Here is a 19,039-nt window from a genome sequence, read left to right as displayed (position 1 = left end):
CTGTAACGAAGTGAGGTTAGAGCGAATCAAAATAAGGGGCAAATACGATGCCCCTTATCGAATGTGGCGATTAGTTAGAAAGTACAACGCGCGCATTTAGCGGTTGCAGCGGACGATTGTTTTGTCCCATGACTTCCATCAGTTTCGCGGCTTGACCTTTGGATAAGGTTTGAGTGTCTTTAAGCACAAACCAGCGCACACCTTCTGAACATGGCGGTGTGGTTAAAGAGCCGTTAAATCGATAGTAGTTTGCAGTTTTTGGCAGTAAGTCGTTAATCTCAAACGTATCTTTAAAGAACGTGGTTTGATTCTCTTGTGGGATTGCGTTGATCAGTTTAGACAGTGCTGCGTTTTGATCACCAGCATCAAACATCACCGAAATTACCGCCAACTCGCCGTCTTCGTTGGCGTGTACAAAGTGCGCTTCAAGTGGATATTGGCGGCCTTTGATTTGGTTTTCTGAAGGTGTGTGGAAATGGAACTGTTGCAGCTCGAACGTCTCGCCATCGATGGTGAAGCTGTTACGTCCGTTCACTTGCGCTTGCAGCGTATGACCATTGTTGGTTAAACCAATGACCTGACCAGTGTACGAAAGGTTCAGTGCTTCCAGTTTTGCATCGGCTGGGTTGTCGATGTTGATTGGGCTTTGGTTTTTCGTGGTTGCGCAGTCTTTGGCGATTTCTCCCCAGTGCTCTGGCCCGTGTTTGTCATTGCCATAGCCCCATTCTGAAGCCTGAGCCGCGCCTAGAGTGAGAAGTGAGAGTGAAAAAGCAAGTAGTGTTTTGTTCATAATAATGTCTCTGTTCGGTCGCTTTGATAAGCGTTGTTACAAGGCAATGACCTAGAGGTTTGATCACTGCCTGACAAATTAGAAACTGTGGCTGAGTTGGGCACCAATTAGGAACGCATTTGAATGGGTCACGCCCGTTACCATCGGTGCAGGAACACCTTCATACGCGTACTCTTCTACGTTGACATCTTCACCAATCAAGTACGTCATGCCGATGTCAACCGTGGTATCTGATGACCACTGGTAAGAGGCCCCCGCAGATAACCAGTGACGGTTCGAATCTGGGATAGAAAGCGAAGTCAGCTCATCGACAGGTGTTTTGTCGAACATGTAACCCGTGCGAAGTGTCCAACGTTCATTGGCGTACCAAGTCGCACCGATGGAGTAGTGCGCGGAGTTTTGCCACTGAAAATCTTTTAGCAACTGATCATCAGCTTTCAAGCTGTCAAATGCTGACCAACCAATCCACTGCACAGAATAGTGCAGGGCAAATTTAGGTAAGACGCGGTGATAACCGGAAAACTCCGCAATATCCGGTAGCGGCATAGCAAGCGAGTCGTACGATTCGCCAGCAAAGTGGATGTCGCCCTTGGCATCTATGTTAGGGCTGTGCTTGTAGCTTAAACCTAAGCGATGACGTTCGTTAAACTCGTACATCATGCCAATGTTCGCGCCAAGCCCAATGCCGCCAGCTTCCACATCAAGTGCGTTGCCTTTTACGGCTCCGCAACGTTGTTCTAGTTCGTTTCCAAGTATGTTCCCACCAACGCAAACACCCACGTCCATATCGCGGTACAGTTCACCAGAGCCGTAAATCACATCAATACCACCACCGATACTAAAACGGTCGTTCACCTTGTATGCCAAGCTTGCGCCAAGGTTGACACTCGCTACGCTGGTGACACCGCCAAAAACAGGTGCGCCATAGTTTGGTTTAAACTCCATGTCGGTTCCGAAGTTGGAGTATGCCGATAAGCCTAGATACCAGTCGTCGTTGATAGGGTGAATAAAGTAAAAATTGGGTACAACGGCTGGTTGACCAACGCCATCGACGTCATCAATGTCGGTCACGGTTTGAGAGAAGGACGGGGTAATGTCAACTTGAGGGGACGGAGGAAAACCGCCCATACCAACATTGACATCCGCATTAATATTAGCTCGATGATATTGCGCATTTTTAACGGTAACGTCAGGTTTGACGTAAGTGACACCGAACGATAAGGCATTTTGTTTAAACAGCGTCATCGCTGCAGCGTTGCGGCTGACTACAGACGCATTATCACCAATGACTGCATCACCAGCAAAAGCACGACCAAGACCCGTCGCCGAATGTTCGTTAATTTGAAAACCACCGGCATACGCCGTCGATGAGGCTAAACCGATTAATAAATAAATCGGTGAAAGAGTGAATTGTCGCTGCATGTTTTTTCTCATGAATTAATTAGAGGTTGTATTGCAACGAAAAGCAGTAAAATAAACAAATCTGACCAGTATATTTAGGGGTAAAACTAACAGTATGTTGACAATAAATAAATTTAACTTAATAAATATTTATTGATGAATTTATTAATGGTTCATGTCGTGAATGTGGTGATTATTTTACGTGTAAATTAAACTCAGAGCCTCTATTTTTATTTTTGCGGTATTACTTCTCTATTTTTATTGTGCTGACTGTTCCCTAACAAACAGAGGCAAATCCAGCGATAAAGTGTCCGTGATGGAAACTCTGAGTCATTTGTATTTCCATTGCATCCCAACGTTGGTAGTTCGAATCAGCAAGAGAACTATCGTTTTGAACCCACATGACACACTCCTCTCGGTCTTACCTGTGTTATGTGGGTATTTTTTATTTAACTTGTCACTTAATTCCTCTTGAAATTCAATAATTAAAAATGGCCATAATGAAATTTAAATTGATGGCATATTGAATAATTTTGGACTTTACTGGTTTGTTGGTATTTAAAAATTTTGTTTATAATACTTATAACTTGAATTTCTATATTAAAAATGGTCTTTGCTATATTTATTGGATGATAAAGTTTTGAAGTGACTATAATATTTATGATTTTTCACGTTAGTGAAGTTATTCCTTCAGTATCTTGACGTTAATTTACCTATCTTTACGTCTCGTACCCTGTACGGCTAAGAAAAATAGCAGTATAAAATCAAAACGATTATTTACTTCACTCCTGCTATGAAACTCAATAAAAAATGGCTCGTTTTGTGTGGCCTACTTGCTATTGGTGCTGGTGGTTATCATTATCTGCAACGTCCAGAACCCATTTCTCCTTACGCGACAGAAGTCGTTCGCAAAGGCAATATCGAAAAGGCGGTATTAGCCAACGGCATGTTGCAAGCGTCCAAATTGGTGAATGTAGGTGCGCAAGTATCTGGGCAAATTCAACGCCTCGCTGTGAACTTAGGGGATGAGATCAAACAGGGGGACTTGATTGCACAGATTGACAGCCTGACTCAGCAAAACAGCCTCAAAGAAGCCCAAGCGTCTCTTAATAGTCTCAACGCTCAGTACCAGGCTAAGCAAGCGCAGATTAAACAAGCAAACTATGAATACGTGCGCCAAAAAGGCATGTTGGCAGCGAAAGCGAGCTCACGAGCTGATTACGAGAATGCCGAAGCGACGCTCGCCATCTACAAAGCCGAGTTAGCGCAACTGGATGCCGAAATCGAGAAAGCCAAAATCAACGTCGACAATGCGCAGTTAGATCTCGGTTACACCACCATCAACGCACCGATGGATGGCACGGTGGTTTACACCGCGGTGGAAGAAGGACAAACCGTAAACGCCAATCAAACCACGCCAACTATTATCGAGTTAGCCAAGTTAGATACGATGACGGTGAAAGCCGAAATTTCGGAAGCCGATGTGATTTTTGTTCACCCAGGCCAAACGGCGCTGTTCACCATTTTAGGCAAACCGAATCAGCAGTTTAAAGGCACATTGCGCGCCATTGAGCCGGGGCCAACCATCATGGATGGCGATGACAGCGATTTGAGCATTTCAGATAGCGACGCCATTTACTACAACGCTGTATTTGATGTGAAGAACCCGCAAGGTATTTTGCGTATCGGCATGACTGCGCAAGTTTCGATTGTCCTTGAGCAATCGGAAAATACCTTGATTGTCCCTTCACAAGTGCTGCAAAAATCTGGCGGCAAAGGCAACTATACCGTGCCAGTGCTTGAACAGGGCCAAGTGGTGCAAAAGCCCGTGACAGTGGGTATCAACAACAAAGTGAACGCAGAAATTCTCTCAGGTTTGAAGGAAGGCGACCAAGTTGTTCTTGGCAATGCTATGGATGGAGAATCATCAAGCCGAGGTGATCGTCGTCGACCTCCAATGAGGTTCTAAGATGAGTGACGTGCTTTTAAAAGTTGAGGATTTAACTCGACGTTTCGTCTCTGGAGACGAGTCGCTTACCGTGTTGAACCACATTAATTTAGAGATAAAACGCGGTGAAATGGTCGCGATCGTGGGTGCATCAGGCTCAGGTAAATCGACGCTGATGAATGTGCTCGGCTGCTTGGATAAACCGTCCAGCGGTCGATACTTCATTAATGGGCAAGATGTCTCGACGTTGGAATCCGACCAACTGGCGGAACTGCGCCGCGAGTATTTTGGCTTTATATTCCAGCGTTACCATTTGCTGGGGGACTTAATCGCGGTGGCAAACGTGGAAGTACCTGCGGTTTACGCGGGAGTTCCTCATCGTCAAAGAACGGAGCGAGCGCAGTCGTTATTGGCTCGCTTGGGGCTGGAAGATCGTTTGACTCACAAGCCCAGCCAACTGAGTGGTGGCCAGCAACAGCGCGTGAGTGTTGCTCGTGCACTGATGAACGGTGGTGAGGTGATTCTCGCCGATGAGCCCACTGGCGCATTAGACAGTCACAGTGGGCAAGAGATGATGGCACTGCTTAAAGAATTGCATCAACTTGGGCATACGATCATCTTAGTGACTCATGATATGAACGTGGCGAACTTTGCGGATCGCATCATTGAAATAAAAGATGGTGAAATAATTGCAGATACGCCAAATGCACAAGTTGTAATCAATGAGCAAGCAGCAAAGACACCGAGCGCGTCTTTTCATCGCCCAGCGCAAGCCGCCAGTAAGTGGTGGAAGTGGGACAGTTTTATTGACGCGCTAAAAATGGCGCTGCTGGCGATGTCTAGCCACAGAATGCGCACGTTTTTGACCATGCTCGGCATCATTATTGGTATAGCCTCGGTGGTTTCCGTGGTGGCACTAGGTAATGGTTCACAACAGCAAATTTTGTCGAATATTTCATCCATGGGAACAAACACCATTGATGTCAGGCCGGGCAAAGGGTTTGGTGACCGCCGCTCCGGACGAGTGAAAACGCTAACCGCCGACGATGCTAAATCGTTGGAGAGTCTACCTTTTGTCGACAGTGTCACGCCGTCTTTATCCAACAGCTTAACCGTGCGTTACGCCAATCAGGATGCAACCGCGTCTGTGGAAGGGGTTGGGGAAGATTATTTCCGTGTGCGCGGTTATGAGATCGCCAAAGGTCAGTTTTGGGATGAAGAGAGTGTGAATTCGCTCGCCCAAGAAGCAGTGATTGATGACAACACCAGAAAGGAAATGTTTGCGGATAGAAATCCGATTGGTGAAGTGATTTTTCTAGGTTCATTGCCAGTGCGTATTGTGGGTGTCACGCAGAAAAAAGAAGACGCGTTTGGCAACAGCGACGCGCTGAAAATTTGGGTGCCATACACCACTATGTCGGGACGCATGATGGGACAACGCTACCTCAACGGCATTACTGTACGGATTGATGAGAACGCCCCAAGTGCGGCGGTAGAGCAGAGCATCATCAACTTGTTAAAAATGCGCCACGGTACAGAAGATTTCTTCACGATTAACACTGACACCATTCGTCAGAGCATCGAGAAAACCACCGCAACCATGACGTTACTGATCTCAGCGATTGCGGTGATCTCCCTAATTGTCGGGGGAATTGGCGTAATGAACATCATGTTGGTGTCGGTGACAGAGCGCACGAAAGAGATCGGTGTGCGAATGGCAGTGGGGGCGCGGCAAGCGGATATTTTGCGTCAGTTTTTGATTGAAGCGGTACTAGTGTGTTTGTGTGGTGGCATTGCTGGTATTGGCTTGGCGTTTTTGATTGGTTTTGCATTCAGTACGTCTGGTAGCAGCTTCCAAATGATTTACTCGATGAACTCGATCATCTGGGCGTTTATTTGCTCAACGTTGATTGGCATCGCCTTCGGCTTTTTACCCGCTCGCAATGCCGCCAAACTCGATCCGATAGAAGCGCTAGCGAGAGACTAAAAATGAGTAACACAATGAAATTCAAAACTCGATTGGTCGCGGCTGCCTTAAGCGCAGTGTGGTTGTCAGGTTGTGGTTCGCTTATGCGTAGCGACTATCAAGCTCCTGCGGTGCAAGTGCCTGCAAATTGGCAACAGATGCATGTTGCGGGTGATGTCAGTATGGATCCTTGGTGGTTGGCGTTTAACGACCCAACGCTTAATCAATACATTACTCAGGTGTTGGCTCAAAACAACGATTTGACGCTGGCAACGCTAACGCTAAAGAAAGCGCGTTTACAGCTGGGTTTAGCGCAAGATGACCTTTTCCCTACGTTGAGTTCTTCCACATCAGGACAAGTTCAAAAATCTCTTGATAGCGGGGAATCGGCAGATAGCTACAGCACTAACTTGTCCGTCAATTACGAGTTGGATTTGTGGGGAAAAATCTCGGCGGACGTTGACCAAGCCAAGTGGACGGCTATGGCAAGTCAACAAGATCGCGAGGCGACCGCACAAAGTTTGGTGGCAACGACGGCATCGTTATATTGGCAAATCGGCTATCTGAAACAGCGTTTAAACCTCAGTCAGCGTAATGTGGAAGACGCAGCTCAAACGCTACAATTGATTGAAAAACAGTACCAACTTGGCGCTGTGGATCAGTTAGATGTGCTTGAAGCCAAACGTACGTTGGCAAGCTTACAAGCGCAGCAAAGTGAGTTTGAACAGAGTTTACTTGAGGCAAACAACGCCTTTGCGATTTTGTTCAATCAATCGCCGAAGAGCATCAGTGCAAACATCCAAATGCTGCCTGAAGGCGATATGCCATCGTTGAGTGTTGGTGCTCCGTCTGATTTATTGATCCGCAGACCCGACATTAAAGCAGCGATTTATGAAGTCAAAGCCGCGCTAGCAAATAAAGACGCAGCAGATTTGGACTATTTGCCCAAGCTGACGCTCACTGGGGCTCTGGGGGGATCGTCACAAGCGCTCAAAGACCTGCTTTCCAACCCGATCGGCAGTTTAGGTGCAGATATGACGTTGCCGTTTTTGCAGTGGAATGAGATGAAAAATAGCCAAGCCATTGCCGATTTAGACTATCAATCGGCTATTGTGAGTTATCGCCAAGTGTTGTACGCCGCATTCCAAGATGTCGAAAATGCCTTGTCGGCACGCGAGAAATTGAAGTATCAGGCGGCGCGTTTACAAGAACAATATGATGCCGCAAGTGCCGCTGAGTCCATTTATGCTGCGCGGTATCAGTATGGCTCGACGTCGATCATGGACTATTTGAATGCCCAAGAAGACACCAGAAACGCGCAAGCTTCTTTGTTGGAGAACCGCTACAACCAGTTTCTCACTCAGGTTACGCTTTACCAGTCTTTAGGAGGAGCCGACGTTGCGCCGTTGTAATTAGGTGTCAGCTCACACTAGCGAAGCGCCATGCAACAAAGCCTTTTTTGAAGGTATTACTGGTCCCATGAATGGGACCAGTAATAAAAGCTTAAGTTACTTGGCGAACTTCTTGAAAGGTGCATCAACCGGGGTGTCAGCTAGGTGATTGGTGTAGTTACTCATCACTTTTTGCGCTAGACCAAGAACAATTTCAAGCAGTTGCTGCTGTCCGTAACCTGCCGCAAAGAATTTCTCTATCTGAGACTCTTCCACTACACCACGTTGACGCACCATTTGAAGCGTTGTTTCTCGTAGTGTTTCAAGTTTTTCGTCTGCCAATGGTGTTTGGTTGACGAGAGCATCGACAATCTCCTGATCCACTTTCATTGACGCCGCGATCGCACTATGAGCAGGAACGCAGTAGTGACAACCATGTTCAACGTTGATGGTTTGCCATACGACGGTCAATTCTTCTGCGTTAAATGATGTTTGTTGAAAGAGCTCATGCACAACTTGATAACCCTCAAGCAAGGTTGGCGCTTCAGCCATAACAGCATGAAGATTTGGTAGCATGCCAAACGCTTTGACTGAATTTTCAATCAGATGCTTTGATCCTTCGGGTGCGTTTTCTGCGGTATACAGTTTAAATTCTGCCATGTTTAAATCTCCTGTAGTTGGATATGAGCGAATTAGGCAAGAACAGGATAGTTGATTTTGAGCGGTCGCTCAATATAAAATTGAGCATATGTTCAAAATTGATAATTGCTCATGGCGAATACAAAGAAATTCCAACGTGATGAAGTGGTGAAAGCCGCCTCGGATCTATTCTGGAAGAAAGGTTTTCATGCAACATCTACACGTGATTTACAAGATAGCGTTAATCTGCGTCCTGGAAGTATTTATGCGACGTTTGGGTCAAAAGAGGGGCTATATTGTGAAGCGCTAAAAATGTACGTTGCGAACTTACAAGCCCTGTTTGAGTTGCATTTAGCTCAGAACACAACGGTTCTAGATGCAATAGAAGCTTTCGCGATTGATGTGGTTATCAATCAGCGAGACTCCAATCCCAGTGAAGTGTGCATGTTAGTCAAATCAGCAAGTGAATTTGCTGAGGATTTTAATGCGCTGCGCAATCAAACAAACAGCTTAGCAAACCAATTTGAATCTTTTCTTGCAAAGCTGTTTGAGCGAGCAATCGAGAATGGCGAAATTGAAGCTCAGGATACATTGCTTCTTGCTCAGTTGTTCCAGGTTCAGTTTACGGGTATACGAGCCTACTCATACCGTAGTGATGATGTAACCTTAAAGACGTTGATCTCTATTATGGTGGACAGCTTCCGCGGTAACGTACCAAAAACAGAAAGCTGAATGAGGCTGCTCAAAGTCAACGTCTCTAAATCAACGGCTTGAACTAAGCGAGCTCAAATAAACCCGTTATCGGGGTTCGATATCGATAAAAAATGACCACGAAGCATCGTGGTCATTTTTATGCAGATTAACTTGCAATGAACAACAACGGCTTATTAAAAGCGAAACTCTTCTAAGTTATTGCTGCTTTCTAACATTTTTTCAGCCACATAACGATGCGTTGCTGTGGTTGGGTGAGTCACATCCCAGAACACGAACTTATCTGCGCCAGATGCTGCACATTCAGAACGTAATGAGTGAGTGTACATGTAGTCAACAGAGGATGAACGGTTGATGTCTAAGCAAGGGTCGCTTGCATTTACGAAACCGTGTTCTTCTGGTGCCGAGGTTAACTTCTCAAACAGTGCGTGTGTATCAAACAATGCGATGTTGTAGCCTTGGGCTTTGTAGTACATCGCTTGTGCTTTGATGAACTCGTTCATTTTCAATACTTTCGCACGAATCGTTTCAATTTCTTCCTGTGTTGAGTATTTGAACTGTGGTGCTTTGGTTGCATCAGGCAGTGTCATCAACATGAAGTTCTTAGCGCCAGCGTCTGTTAAACGAATCAGAGCTTCAGCGTAATCCGCTTTTACTTCCGGCACGCTACGGTTGTAGTTCATGAAATCATTTAAACCAAACTCTAACGTAAACAATGTGTTAGCAGGGTTGTAGTTCTTCGCCAGCTTTGTGTAGGTTAAGTAAGAAGAAACTTGTTCGCCGACACCAGTTAGCGCGATGTATTGGTTTTCACCTGCTGCGCCACCAACTGCCCAGTTGTATAGCGGTAAGTTTTTGGCTTTAGCAACGTATTCCGTCCAAACAAAACCGTTTGAGAAGTGACCCAAGAACCAGCTATTCGGGTTAGGAAAGCGCCATTGGGACGCGTTAAAGATGTTGCCTGTATCAGACAAGCTATCGCCTAAAGCCACTACTTTGTTTATCTGATCTGGTTGCATTGCAGCATCATTGCTCCAGATCGTGTGGTTATAAGAATAACGATTGTCAGCAGCAAAAAATGTAATGTCTGCGTTCTCGTTCGCTAGATCTAGTGTTTCTTCACAACGCTGACGAATTACGTTTTGTGAGGTATTGGTGTAGAACATGTTTTTAAATGAAACAGAGCTCCACCAATAGCCATCGATAGTGAAGTCACTACCATCTTGGTTTTTTGCCCATTTCCAATCGGTAGCCGCATCGTCCTTAGAGTGGCTCGTACGATACCAGCATCGAACGTACGTATAAGTTTGATTTTCTTGCGCGCTAACCACTTCAGCCGCAGAAACCATTGCTGGTGATAAAGTTGGCTCCTCTGCAATGGCGGAGGCAAGCGGAAGTAATGCAGTTAATAGTGTGATTGTTTTTTTCATCATTCACTCTTCTTGTAATGGTTATTGTTCCGAATGCGTGAATACGCTCGGCTATAACAGTATTTAGATGAGAATTTTTCTCACTAAACCTTCTAATTCTGAGTAAATGCTCAAGACAGTCAACAACTAAATATTCAATATTTCAGTTTTGGCACCACGGTCAAAAAATCCATTCAGCATAGCAATCGATTAAATGGGTGATATTTAGAATAATTACTCACTAACATTAATTTAACATTCACTTTTTGTTAATTAAGTAATTGCTTTATAAGGTTTTGTCGGTGATTTTTAATGTTAACTTAAAGTGTTTATTGAATGATCTTTTGTACAAATTTGTATATTCATGAAACAAATTGTTTGGCATTTTTGCTCTGTAAACTATAGCTGAAGCTCTCATGCAAACATCATGATGATGACTTTTCATGAGAATATAGTGAATAAAAATTAGCTCAAATAAGGAATAGGGCAAATGCACTACACAACAAGTAAAAAACAAGGCTTATTTTCGTTGTCTGCCGTAGCAATAGCACTGACCACTTCGATGTCAGCGTTTGCGGCTCCACCAATGGGATTTGATGAATCTAAGTTACCGACGAAGTACATCGTCAAATTCAAAGAAGATGCAGTCAGCCGTTCTTCAATGGGTGGTAACTCATTCTGGGGGCCACGAATCGCGCAGGAGTCTGTTCTAGAACAGGTGAAGGCACGTAAGGTGGAAAAACTAGGCAATCGCGCCATTTACAGCGTTGAATTGGATGGCGATGACTTAGAGCCGCTTCGCAATCGTAGTGATGTGGAATACGTGGAAGTCGATCCACCTCGCTATTTGCTCAGCGAAACGACCCCATGGGGATATGAAGCGGTTAATGCTCAACTGCTAGCTGACTTCAATGCGGGTAATCGCACTGTATGTATTATCGATTCAGGGTACGACATTTCGCACAACGACCTAAGCGGTAACCGCGTTGCTGGTACTAACGATAGTGGTACGGGATCATGGAGTGATCCGGGTAACAACAATGCCCACGGTACTCACGTCGCGGGTACGATTGCTGCGATTGCCAACACCGAAGGTGTAAAGGGTGTGATGCCAAACCAGAATGTTAATTTGCACATCGTGAAAGTATTTAACGAATCGGGTTGGGGTTACTCATCTGGGCTTGTTAAAGCTATCCAGACCTGTGCCGATAATGGTGCTAACGTTGTGAACATGAGCCTTGGTGGTAGTCAATCAAGCCGAACTGAGCAAAATGCACTGCAAAATATTTACGATCAAGGCGTTCTATTGATCGCCGCTGCGGGTAATGATGGCAATACAGCGCACAGCTATCCAGCTTCTTATGACTCAGTGATGTCTGTTGCGGCTGTTGATAATCAAAATGATCATGCAGCGTTCTCACAATCTACTAATCAAGTTGAGATCTCAGGCCCGGGTGTGGCGATCTTATCAACGGTTACGGTAGGTGAAGGTAAACTTTCTGATATTACCTTGAATGGTGTCAGTCAGTTTGATCGTGGGATTGTTCCTCACAATCGTTTGATCAATAACGGTTCTTCGTATGTTCCGGATCCAATCGCGGGTTCAGTAACGGCAACGCTAGATAGCTGTGATGTCTCTGGCGGTAACTTTAACTGTGGTGATATGTCGGGCAAAATTTGTTTGACTGAGCGTATCGGCAACCAGTCTTCAGGAAACTACCCTGAAGTAGATGCGGTTCAGGCTTGTTACAATGCGGGTGCGCGAGCTGCAATCGTATACAGCAACTCTGAACTACCTGGTTTACAAAACCCTTTCTTGGTAGACACAAACAACGCTTATCGTATGGTTTCGGTAACGGTTGATCGTGCATTTGGTCAAGAGCTGTTGGGGTATGTTGGTCAGGAAATTACTGTTGCAACAACCTCTGGTGAAGATTACGAGTACTACAATGGTACATCAATGGCGACACCGCACGTAACGGGCGTAGCTGGCTTGGTGTGGAGTTACCACCCAACCTGTACCGCAGCGCAAGTACGTAATGCCCTAGTGAAAACTGCAACAGATATTGATGTTGCTGGTCGAGACAACCGTACTGGCCACGGCCTAGTTAATGCTGAAGCGGCGAAGCTGTTCTTGGACGCTGGCTGTAATGGACCTGATGGTGGTAGCTCTTCGGACTCTAGCTTCTCAAATACCAGCCCTGTTGCGATTCCAGATAATAAATCTTCTGGCGCAATCAGTGCAGTAGAAGTCGATCGCTCTGGTGATTCAGGCACAGTAAGTATTGACGTTGATATTAGCCACACTTACATCGGTGATCTACGAGTGACTTTAACGTCACCGACTGGTGGAGAAGTTGTACTTCACAATAATACTGGCGGCAGCGCTAACGATATAAAAAACACGTTCCAAGCGGATTTTTCTGGTTTTGAATCGCAAGGTACATGGGAACTAAAAGCGGTGGACAGTGCCAGAAGAGACACAGGCACCATCAACAGTTGGACTCTGACCTTTCAATAAGGAGTGGCTATGAAGAAGTTGACCTTACTTTCTTTGTCTGCGGTAGGCGCTACCGCACTATTGGCAATCGGACTGAGCTCAAGCAGCTTGGCAAACAATCAAGGATTTCCTCTCGTGGATGAACGCCAAGATCAAGCCGAGCAGCAACCTGCACGTTACTTTGTTAAGTATCATGAAGGAAAAGAGAGCGAAGTGAGAGCGCTTCTTCGTCAGCACAACATTGAAGTGGTCGATGCTCTGGTGAAACAACATGTGTTGATTGTGGTGGGTGAACAGGCGGAAGTCGATAAGCTCGCGGATCACGATGCGGTCGAATACACTGAGCAAGAGCCGACAAGAAAGCTGCTATCTAACGGAAATACGCTTCAATAAGCCAAACCTCCTTAAGATAGTGCCAAAAAGAAAACGCCCCTCACGTTAGGGGCGTTTGTTTTCTTTCTACGATTGTTTTCTATGATTATTTTTTATGACTGGTTTCTTCTAAAGCCAGTCGTTTGCTATGACGAGATATTCTTGAAGATTGATGCCGATGAGCCTATTCGCGCATCAATCAAGTCAGTTATCAGCTAGTTATATTCAGACTAACTACTTAGCGAACAATCAGACCCAGTAGGATACCAACAGCGCCGAAGTCTGCGTCACTAAAGGTCGTGTTAGCAAAGCCTAGGTCACCCAGTACTGGCATTAGGAATACTGGTAGGAAGGTAATCAGTAGACCTTGTGCAAAAGCACCCAAGATTGCACCGCGACGACCACCTGTAGCGTTACCAAATACACCTGCCGCTGCACCTACAAAGAAGTGTGGAACGACACCAGGGATAATCACAGTAAGCCTCATCACGTAAAGTAGGAACATACCCAAAAGACCCGCCGCAAAGCTCGATAGGAAGCCAACCAATACTGCGTTTGGTGCGTATGGGAATACAACCGGACAATCAAGCGCAGGTTTCGCGTTTGGTACTAGTTTGTCTGAGATGCCTTTAAACGCCGGAACGATTTCTGCGATAACCATACGTACACCTTGAAGGATAACGTACACACCACCGGCGAATGTGATGGATTGCATCAGCGCGAACATGAACCAGTGCTTACCACCGCTAACTTCGCGTACAAAGTCACCGCCAGCAAAGATACACGTCACCATAAAGATGATGCCCATGGTGAACGAGATTGCTACAGGCGTATCACGTAGGAACAACAAGCTCTTAGGTACGTTCATCTCTTCAGTAGAGTGTTCTTTGTTACCGAACTTGCTGCCAATAAAGCCCGCTAGTACGTAAGAAAGGGTAGAGAAGTGACCAATCGCAACGTCGTCAGAACCTGTTACTTGCTTCATGTACTTGTGAGCAATCGCAGGGAAGAACACCATCACAGAGCCCACAACCAGAGAGCCAAGTGCGATCAGTGGAACACCTTTCATGCCGCTAGAAGCAAGGATCGCCGCTACCATCATCGACATAAATAACGTGTGGTGACCCGTTAGGAAGATGAATTTCCATGGCGTGAAGCGAGCGATCAAGATGTTCACTAACATACCGAAGAACATGATCATCGCCATCTCTTTACCAAACGCTTCTTGTGCGATAGAGACGATAGCTTCGTTGTTTGGAACCACGCCTGTGATGCCGAACGCGTGTTGGAAAATCGTCGCAAAGTCACCCAGAGAAGTCACAACCAGACCCGCACCCGCGCCAAGCACGATGAAACCAAGAATGGTTTTTACCGTGCCTTTAATGCACTCGGTGACCGGTTTTTTCTGGGCAATTAAGCCGATTAGGGCGATGAGACCTACCAGAACCGCCGGCTCTGATAGGACATCGTTCATTAAGAAACTGAAAAATTCCATAACGTCACCTTATAGAGCGCCAAGCTCTTGAAGTGCCACAGATAGACGCTCTTTCATTGCCACTTTGTCGACCATGTTATCAAGCGCAACGATGCGAGGTTCAACGCCAAGTGCGTTCAACTGTTCAACGATGTCGTTAGTACCGATGAAGATGTCACAATCCGTACCTTTTGCAGAGCCTAGATCGATATGATCCACTTCTGCGTTTACATTCAATTCTTTCACGATGCCTTTGATGCTCATTTCCATCATTAGGCTAGTACCAAGACCGTGACCGCAAACAACCATAATTTTCATAATTCAGACCTTTTCTTTTTATAGGGGTGTATGCCCATTTTTTAAGGGCACATCAGGAGTTAGTATTTTTCGATGATCGCGAGAACATCTTGTGTGTTTTGAGCGGTGCAGATGGCTTCTACATGCTCTTCATTCATAAACAACTCAGCCAGTTTAGAAATCGCATCCACGTGCGAGTTACTGTCTGTCGCGGCTAGCGTAACCAGCATTTTTACTGGGTCGTTACCTTCAGAATCGAAGTTCACGCCGTTTTGAATCACTGTGATGGCAAGAGACAAACGGTTAACGCCATCTTCAGGGCGAGCGTGTGGCATTGCCATACCAGGACCTACCACGTAGTAAGGACCGAGCTCTTCGTGTGAGCGGTAAATAGCGTCCACGTAGCTTGGCTCAATCGCGCCATTTTCAATCAGTGCTTCACAGGATTTGCTCACCGCATCTTTCCAGTCAGTAGCATCAGAATGGATGCGAATCACATCAGAGGTAATCAGTTCACGTAGCATTGGATCTTTCCGGTTTGTTGTTTTGTTGATGGGTACTTTATCGATCAATTTGTCAGAAAAACCTGAGAATGATCACAAATGGTAGCGCTATCTGATAGCGCTACCATTTTTATCAGTCATCCGAGTTTCATATGCTTGTGATCGACTTCTAATGCGCTAATATCAAAACCACTAAAACGCTGTGGTAAGATGTCGCGGCAGAAAATAGAGAACACTAAATAAGAACAATGAGCGAACCTCGCAAACGAAGAAGTACTGGCAATGTCACCTTGGCGGACGTCGCTAAAAAAGCCGGCGTAGGCACCATGACGGTGTCGCGAGCATTACGAACGCCCGAGCTAGTATCTGACAAGCTGAGAGAAAAGATTCAACAAGTGGTTGATGAGCTCGGCTATATCCCGAATAAAGCGGCAGGGGCTTTGGCGTCTGCTGAAAGTTACTCCATCGCTCTTATCATTCCTTCCCTGTTTGAAAAAGCGTGCGCGCTTTTCTTACCGAGCTTTCAACAAGCGTTGAACAAAGCGGGTTATCAGTTGCTGCTTGGCTACAGTGATTACTCGGTAGAGCAAGAAGAGAAACTGCTTTCGACATTTCTTGAGAGCCGCCCAGCGGGAGTGGTGTTGTTTGGTAATGAACACAGCCAGCGAACCAATCAGCTTTTGGAAGCCTCGAACACGCCAGTATTGGAAATTGCAGAGTTAAGTTCGAAAGCCAGTTATCTCAATATCGGCGTTGACCATTTTGAGGTGGGTAAAGCCTGTACCAAGCATGTGATTGAACAAGGCTTCAAGAACGTGGGCTTCATTGGTGCGCGTGGCGATCACTCCACTTTGCAACGTAAGCTACACGGCTGGCAAAGCGCGATGATTGAGAACTATCTTGCGCCGGATCATTTCTTAACCACGCACGAAGCACCATCTTCACAATTGGGTGCGGAAGGGTTGGCAAAGCTATTGCTGCGCGATTCAAGTTTGAATGCTTTGGTATGTAGCCATGAAGAGATTGCGATTGGCGCGTTGTTTGAGTGTCACCGCCGAGTGCTGAAAGTCCCGACCGACATTGCGATTATCTGTTTGGAAGGTTCTTCCATGGGTGAGCACGCCTATCCAAGTTTGACCTGTGCGGAATTCGACTACGAACGCATGGGGACGAAAGCTGCAGACAAGTTACTGCAAGCCATTAAAGGTGAGCCTGTAGAGCATGCAACGGATATGGGCTTTAAGCTAAAACGCCGAGCGAGCACTGCGATCAACTAATTTGATTTGGTTAGATACTAAAACGCGATACAAAAAACCTCTCAATGCTGAGAGGTTTTTTTATACGTGAGAACAGTGATTCTCGACTACGGACGCTCACCTGCTGCTAGGCGACGTTCGATATCTGCAACCACTTCTGGGAAGTCAGCAATGGTGTCGATGAGGTAGTGCGGCGAGCTCTTGAGCAATTTTGCACGCGCTTTTTCACGAGCGGCATTAAGCGTTGCTTCGTCCGCAGCTTGGTATTCTTCAAACGTCAGACCTGCTTCGTTACCAGAAAGCAGCAAGCCAACGGTCCACATACCGGCGTTGTGACCTTCATCAATGCCCGGTGCTGCGTCATCCACTTTGATACACGCTTTAACGTCGGTTACATTCAGCTCAATCACGTTTTTCAGTGCCATAAATGGTGCTGGGCGACCACCTTGAGGCAGGTCATCTGTTGCTACTACGTAATCCGGTTTGTAGCCGTAATCCGCCGCCACTGGAATCAATACGTCCATCACTTCACGAGGGTAACCAGAACAAGAACCGATCTTGATGCTTTTGTCTTTCAGACCGTTCACAACTTTAATCGCATTAAGGATGGGGTCTGCGTGGTCAGCCACTTTTGCTTTTTGCAGAGGCATGAATGCTGCGTAGATAGCGTCGATGTCTTCGCTGGTCATTGAGCGACCAAACTTCTTATTCCAACGCTTATCAACAGCAGGAATACGACCCACAGCTTGGATGTGATCCCACTTACCAAGCCCCATTGGTTCACGTGCTTCTTTAAGGTCGATTTCAAAATCAAAACCTTGTTTGAACGCTTCCACAAAGATACTGGTTGGCGCAAAAGAGCCGAAATCGACGATAGTGCCAGCCCAGTCAAAGATCACTGCTTGAATTGGTGAGTTGCTCATGTTCAATCCTTTTTCTTGCTTGCCAGAGCGCTGCCTACACGTTGGAACTGCGCTCAGGATAAATTGGTTTTTGTTGAGGTTAGAAGTAGTTAAAGTCTTTGCATACTTTGGCGATGGCTTCTTCGAATATCGCCAACGCTTCGGTTAGTTGTTCGCGAGTAATGATCAGCGGTGGGCTGAGCTGAATCACGTTACCTTGCGATACCTTGAAGCTCACTCCGTTGTTGAGGCATTGGTACAGCACAGCTTCCGCTTCGTCATACGCGCGTGCTTTGCTTTCGTGGTCAGTGACCAGTTCAATGCCCCATAACATGCCGATGCCACGAACATCGCCAATCACTGGGTACTTGGCTTTCATCTCTAGCAACTTTTCACGCATGAACTGGCTGTCGGCTTTGGCTTTATCTAGCAAACCGTCTTGCTCAATAGCTTCCATGGTTGCCAGTGCCGCTGCACAACCGATAGGGCTTTTCTCATGAGTGTAATGGCCCATGGAGATCTGCTCAGCAGTGTTGTATTTGTCTTTGGTCACCATGGCTGCGATAGGCACTAAGCCACCACCCAAGCCTTTACCGATGCAGAGCATATCTGGCTCGATGTCGTAGGCTTGGTATGTAAACCATTCACCGCTGCGACCCATGCCGTTAGGGATGTCGTCGATGATCAGCATGACATTGTGTTTGTCACAGATTTCACGGATGCGTTTCCAGTAGGCTTTACTCGGCACTTGAACATCCGTGTTGCGAACCGCTTCTGCGATAAATGCGCCCACGCCGCCTTCTTTCTCAATCACGTATTCGAGGTAATCGGCGTAATGCACGTCGCTGCCGTCCTCTACTGGGAAAGCGCCTCGGTAAGACACGGCTGGTGGAATGCGTTCAACACCTGCCATTAATGGTCCCATGCCTTGGCGGAAACACGCTTCGCCACCTACTGAGATGGCATCCAACGATGCGCCGTGGAAGGAATCCCACAGAGACACCACCTTGTAGTTGCCCGTGATGTGGCGCGCTAGTTTAAGTGCCATGCCAACCGCAGATGTGCCACCCGGAGCAAACAGCACGCGATTCAATTCGCCGCCACAGATTTGGGTGAGTTTTTCGGCACATTCAATCGCGGTCTCGTTGGTAAAACGACGCGGTGAAAACGGCAGTTTGGCAATTTGCTCTTGCACACGTTTAATCACATGCGGATGACCATAGCCCAACTGGTGGACGTTATTACCATGGAAATCCATGTACTTTTTGCCGGTAGCATCTTGGATATAGATGCCTTCTGCCGCTTCCAATGTATCTAAGCAAGGCGTTGACATGGCTTGATGAAGAAAGACCTCCGAATCACGCTTCAGTAATGCTTGCGTGCGCTCGTCGTCCATCGATGCGTTCCAAGCTTGGCGCGCTGGTGTCGTGTTGACATCGCCTTCGCTGCGGAAATGGGTCGGTTTGATATTCTGAGTCAT

17 protein-coding genes are annotated in these 19,039 nt (G+C 46.4%); 7 read left to right on the top strand and 10 right to left on the bottom strand.

All coding sequences use genetic code 11. The features are described 5' to 3' along the window. Positions 1 to 70 precede the first annotated feature (70 nt). From R7190_RS09465 to R7190_RS09455, 3 genes are all read right to left on the bottom strand, one after another. Complete coding sequence (locus R7190_RS09465; RefSeq protein WP_140390011.1) at positions 71 to 790, bottom strand: carbonic anhydrase; 720 nt, start codon at positions 788 to 790, stop codon at positions 71 to 73. A 78-nt stretch (positions 791 to 868) separates the two neighbouring features. Continuing rightward, positions 869 to 2,212 (bottom strand): OmpP1/FadL family transporter, encoded by a 1,344-nt coding sequence (locus R7190_RS09460; RefSeq protein ID WP_213986348.1) that lies wholly within the window; start codon positions 2,210 to 2,212, stop codon positions 869 to 871. Positions 2,213 to 2,468: 256 nt separating this feature from the next. Beyond that, entirely contained in the window at positions 2,469 to 2,594 is a 126-nt protein-coding gene (locus R7190_RS09455; RefSeq protein ID WP_261393921.1) for a hypothetical protein, read from the bottom strand. Between the two features lie 390 nt (positions 2,595 to 2,984). On the opposite strand from R7190_RS09455, the gene R7190_RS09450 reads away from it, so the two are divergent. Genes R7190_RS09450 through R7190_RS09440 form a run of 3 tightly spaced genes read left to right on the top strand, consistent with a single transcriptional unit; the run spans position 2,985 to position 7,517 of the window. Continuing rightward, the gene (locus R7190_RS09450; RefSeq protein WP_005384341.1) at positions 2,985 to 4,160 is read left to right on the top strand and encodes an efflux RND transporter periplasmic adaptor subunit; all 1,176 of its coding nucleotides are present in this window, start codon (positions 2,985 to 2,987) and stop codon (positions 4,158 to 4,160) included. A 1-nt stretch (position 4,161) separates the two neighbouring features. After that, positions 4,162 to 6,126 (top strand): MacB family efflux pump subunit, encoded by a 1,965-nt coding sequence (locus R7190_RS09445; protein WP_186585514.1) that lies wholly within the window; start codon positions 4,162 to 4,164, stop codon positions 6,124 to 6,126. Positions 6,127 to 6,140: 14 nt separating this feature from the next. Then, complete coding sequence (locus R7190_RS09440) at positions 6,141 to 7,517, top strand: efflux transporter outer membrane subunit (RefSeq protein ID WP_213986349.1); 1,377 nt, start codon at positions 6,141 to 6,143, stop codon at positions 7,515 to 7,517. A 96-nt stretch (positions 7,518 to 7,613) separates the two neighbouring features. Here the strand turns inward: R7190_RS09440 and R7190_RS09435 are convergent, their stop codons facing one another. Further along, positions 7,614 to 8,156, bottom strand: coding sequence for a carboxymuconolactone decarboxylase family protein (locus tag R7190_RS09435; protein ID WP_005374097.1), 543 nt, complete (start codon positions 8,154 to 8,156; stop codon positions 7,614 to 7,616). A gap of 111 nt (positions 8,157 to 8,267) precedes the next feature. On the opposite strand from R7190_RS09435, the gene R7190_RS09430 reads away from it, so the two are divergent. Next, positions 8,268 to 8,867 (top strand): TetR/AcrR family transcriptional regulator, encoded by a 600-nt coding sequence (locus R7190_RS09430; protein ID WP_005374096.1) that lies wholly within the window; start codon positions 8,268 to 8,270, stop codon positions 8,865 to 8,867. Positions 8,868 to 9,022: 155 nt separating this feature from the next. On the opposite strand, the gene R7190_RS09425 is transcribed toward R7190_RS09430, so the two are convergent. Next, positions 9,023 to 10,279 carry a type 2 secretion system lipase gene (locus R7190_RS09425; RefSeq protein WP_017819748.1) on the bottom strand — a complete coding sequence of 419 codons (1,257 nt, stop codon included), beginning with the start codon at positions 10,277 to 10,279 and terminating at the stop codon, positions 9,023 to 9,025. A gap of 466 nt (positions 10,280 to 10,745) precedes the next feature. On the opposite strand from R7190_RS09425, the gene R7190_RS09420 reads away from it, so the two are divergent. Both R7190_RS09420 and R7190_RS09415 read left to right on the top strand, forming a co-directional pair. After that, complete coding sequence (locus R7190_RS09420; RefSeq protein ID WP_025768035.1) at positions 10,746 to 12,776, top strand: S8 family serine peptidase; 2,031 nt, start codon at positions 10,746 to 10,748, stop codon at positions 12,774 to 12,776. Positions 12,777 to 12,785: 9 nt separating this feature from the next. After that, the gene (locus R7190_RS09415) at positions 12,786 to 13,148 is read left to right on the top strand and encodes a hypothetical protein (RefSeq protein ID WP_005384348.1); all 363 of its coding nucleotides are present in this window, start codon (positions 12,786 to 12,788) and stop codon (positions 13,146 to 13,148) included. Positions 13,149 to 13,365: 217 nt separating this feature from the next. Here the strand turns inward: R7190_RS09415 and R7190_RS09410 are convergent, their stop codons facing one another. From R7190_RS09410 to R7190_RS09400, 3 genes are read right to left on the bottom strand one after another with little or no spacing between them, the layout of a single operon-like run. Next, positions 13,366 to 14,622 carry a PTS ascorbate transporter subunit IIC gene (locus R7190_RS09410; protein WP_186585512.1) on the bottom strand — a complete coding sequence of 419 codons (1,257 nt, stop codon included), beginning with the start codon at positions 14,620 to 14,622 and terminating at the stop codon, positions 13,366 to 13,368. Positions 14,623 to 14,631: 9 nt separating this feature from the next. Continuing rightward, positions 14,632 to 14,919 carry a PTS sugar transporter subunit IIB gene (locus R7190_RS09405; RefSeq protein WP_005374080.1) on the bottom strand — a complete coding sequence of 96 codons (288 nt, stop codon included), beginning with the start codon at positions 14,917 to 14,919 and terminating at the stop codon, positions 14,632 to 14,634. Between the two features lie 59 nt (positions 14,920 to 14,978). Then, a complete protein-coding gene (locus R7190_RS09400) occupies positions 14,979 to 15,422 on the bottom strand; it encodes a PTS sugar transporter subunit IIA (RefSeq protein WP_005384357.1) in 444 nt (147 codons plus the stop codon). Between the two features lie 227 nt (positions 15,423 to 15,649). Between R7190_RS09400 and R7190_RS09395 the strand changes: the two genes are divergently transcribed. Then, on the top strand, positions 15,650 to 16,678 hold the full coding sequence (locus R7190_RS09395) for a LacI family DNA-binding transcriptional regulator (protein WP_005442357.1): 1,029 nt from the start codon (positions 15,650 to 15,652) through the stop codon (positions 16,676 to 16,678). Between the two features lie 86 nt (positions 16,679 to 16,764). Here the strand turns inward: R7190_RS09395 and phnX are convergent, their stop codons facing one another. Beyond that, entirely contained in the window at positions 16,765 to 17,580 is an 816-nt protein-coding gene (gene phnX, locus R7190_RS09390; RefSeq protein ID WP_186585510.1) for a phosphonoacetaldehyde hydrolase, read from the bottom strand. Between the two features lie 79 nt (positions 17,581 to 17,659). After that, complete coding sequence (locus R7190_RS09385) at positions 17,660 to 19,039, bottom strand: aspartate aminotransferase family protein (RefSeq protein WP_186585509.1); 1,380 nt, start codon at positions 19,037 to 19,039, stop codon at positions 17,660 to 17,662.

This window comes from Vibrio sp. 1078-1 (assembly GCF_033340475.1).
The sequence above is the reverse complement of the archived record's forward strand: the minus strand, read 5'-3'. Positions and strand labels throughout refer to the sequence as shown.